The organism is Moorena sp. SIO3I6 (assembly GCF_010672095.1).
The window spans coordinates 1-2,468 of record NZ_JAAHHU010000673.1 but is presented as its reverse complement, the minus strand read 5'-3'; the positions used below and the strand labels follow the sequence as shown (position 1 = coordinate 2,468).

The 2,468-nt window shown below is 40.3% G+C and carries 3 protein-coding genes; all 3 read right to left on the bottom strand.

The window, feature by feature from the left end:
• Nucleotides 1–486 (bottom strand): NAD-dependent epimerase/dehydratase family protein (locus F6K49_RS41270; RefSeq protein WP_293106868.1); only part of this gene is annotated, 486 nt, incomplete at its 3' end.
• Nucleotides 483–1,187 carry a class I SAM-dependent methyltransferase gene (locus tag F6K49_RS41265; RefSeq protein ID WP_293106865.1) on the bottom strand — a complete coding sequence of 235 codons (705 nt, stop codon included), beginning with the start codon at nucleotides 1,185–1,187 and terminating at the stop codon, nucleotides 483–485. The genes F6K49_RS41265 and F6K49_RS41270, both read right to left, overlap by 4 nt.
• A gap of 54 nt (nucleotides 1,188–1,241) precedes the next feature.
• Nucleotides 1,242–2,300, bottom strand: a complete 1,059-nt coding sequence (locus tag F6K49_RS41260; protein ID WP_293106862.1) for an NAD-dependent epimerase/dehydratase family protein — start codon at nucleotides 2,298–2,300, stop codon at nucleotides 1,242–1,244.
• Nucleotides 2,301–2,468 lie beyond the last annotated feature (168 nt).

Below are 2,468 nucleotides of genomic sequence, written 5' to 3'. Positions count from 1 at the left end.
GTTTTCACTAACACCTTGCAAACTAAAACCAACTGGAAAGGTTTGGCTATGATCTGGAATAAATCGGTTGTTGTCTTCATTTAGTGGAATACTACATAGAGCATTAATTGAATATACCCGACTGGTGCTCAGGATCATAAAACCGCACCCATCTCGACGGCATTTTTCTAGTAGATTCAGGGTACCAATTAGATTATGACCAACTAATTGAGCAGAACCTCCCCCAACTCCAGCTAATACACTGGGATTGGCAGCACAATCAATTATCCAATCAACTTTTGGTAGTGCTAATACATCATCTGCACTACGAACATCTCCGTGAATAAACTTGCAATCGAGTTTTCTAAGTAACGGTAAATTTGTCTCGCTACCTCGACGACTCAAATTATCAATACCTACAAGGTTGACACCTTCAATCCCAGTGCTAATCGCTTCAGCCAAACGACTACCAACAAAACCAGCAACTCCTGTAATCAGAATTTTCATAACACTTCGCCAACCAATATGAAAGTATTCGCTTTCTCCGCATTCTCTGGAGTGAGATATTCTATGTCTGTATGCAGAGGTAGAAAATTAAAATCTTTGACTGGTTTTCCAATCAACTTGCGGATTGCCTTCTCAAATCTTACCAGGATTAATGAATCAAGGGCTCGGAAAGCCTTCTCAACGTCTAGAACAACGTCATTGTAATTTCTCTCTATTTGTCCAAATGTCTGTATATTTTTGAGGAAAGGTTTCACTAATTCGATTAATTCATAATAATCGAATTCTCGGACATGATATGGATTACAACATGGATTGGTTGGATGGCGACTATAATGCATAGCATTGGGAGTACTGAGGATCAAGATAGTATTTTCAGTACTCTTCAAATTGGCAACGCCTTGCATAAATTTAATTGGATCATTCAAATGTTCTATGTTCTCAAATGAAATAATTACATCAAAATTCCCTAGCTTCCTTGGAATATGTTGCGCGTCAGCATGAATATACTCAATGCTTACATTTCTAAAAGTAGATTTTTTGGTTTGCCTCAGAAATTCTATTAATTTTTGATCATAATCAATTCCTGTAATACTCCTAGGAGAATAGCCAGCAAGTATTTCCTCAGCATAACCAGGTCCACAACCAACGTTTAGAACTCGCTTATCCTTAATATAAGAACCTGCAAAGTTATATCTTTGCATATATGAAGCCGGTTTTTTCCCAAACGGCAGAACCTGGTGCGTTGTACTCAGTATTCATCTGTGCCTTCTCCTCTCTGACCAACCAGCAACAATTTCCGAAAATATAGACTCTAGAGGCTTAGTAATAGACCAATTGGGATAATGTTCTTTCATCTTGGCTAAATCACTGTAATAGCAAATATGATCACCCTCTCGGTTTTTATCCATATACTCAAATGACATCTTTTTCCCAGAAAGCTGAGAAACCATATCAAACGCCTCCCAAATTGAGCAAGTATTATCTTTACCGCCCCCCAAGTTGTATACCTCACCGCAGCGGGGTGCCTGAATAAACTCCTCAATAAAACGAGCGACATCATAGGAGTGGATATTGTCTCGGACTTGTTTCCCTTTGTAACCAAATACCTTATAAGTGCGACCCTCTAAATTACACTTCGCCAGATAACTAAGAAATCCGTGAAGTTCTACACCAGAATGATTTGGACCAGTGAGACAACCACCGCGCAGACAACAGGTTTTCAGTCCAAAGTATCGGCCATACTCCTGCACCATCACATCCGCCGCTACCTTAGAAGCACCAAATAAAGAGTGCTTAGATTGGTCAATCCGAAAAGACTCAGGAATACCCTGTTCATAGGTATTGTCCGCATAATCCCAACGGGTTTCTAACTCTACCATTGGAATCTCATTCGGTGCATCACCATACACCTTATTAGTAGACATATGGACAAAGGGAGAATCAGGAGCAAACTGGCGCGTTGCTTCTAAAAGATTCAACGTCCCTACTGCATTGGTATCAAAGTCATCGAAGGGAATAGCTGCGGCTCGGTCATGGCTGGGTTGTGCAGCTGTATGGACAATAGCATCAGGTCTGAGGCTTTCAATTAAATCAAGAATGTCTTGACGGTTGCGAATATCTAACTCATGGTGTACAAAGCCTTTAATCTGAGATTGCAGTCGCTGTTGATTCCAGCGAGTATCTCCTTGAGGACCAAAGAAAACTGCTCTCTGGTTATTGTCGAGACCATGAATAGCCCAGCCTTGATTGGCAAAATGTATACAAACTTCAGAACCAATTAGTCCTGATGAACCAGTAACAAGTAATTTCTTCATTTGATTGGTTGTAAAACTCCACTACTTAATATTGAGATATTGCACCAGTACAAAAACACTTAATAACGGCAGTGATAACAATCAATTTCAGTACTGAAAGCGATGCAGCGCGGTCATGGGGGAAACCCCCATGACCGCGCTGCATCAAGACAGAGTCAAATATTATCA

What these genes read in the sequence shown, in the direction of transcription:
- F6K49_RS41260 (WP_293106862.1), bottom strand. Translation starts at nt 2,300, where the DNA reads ATGAAGAAATTACTTGTTACTGGTTCATCAGGACTAATTGGTTCTGAA.
- F6K49_RS41265 (WP_293106865.1), bottom strand. Translation starts at nt 1,187, where the DNA reads ATGCAAAGATATAACTTTGCAGGTTCTTATATTAAGGATAAGCGAGTT.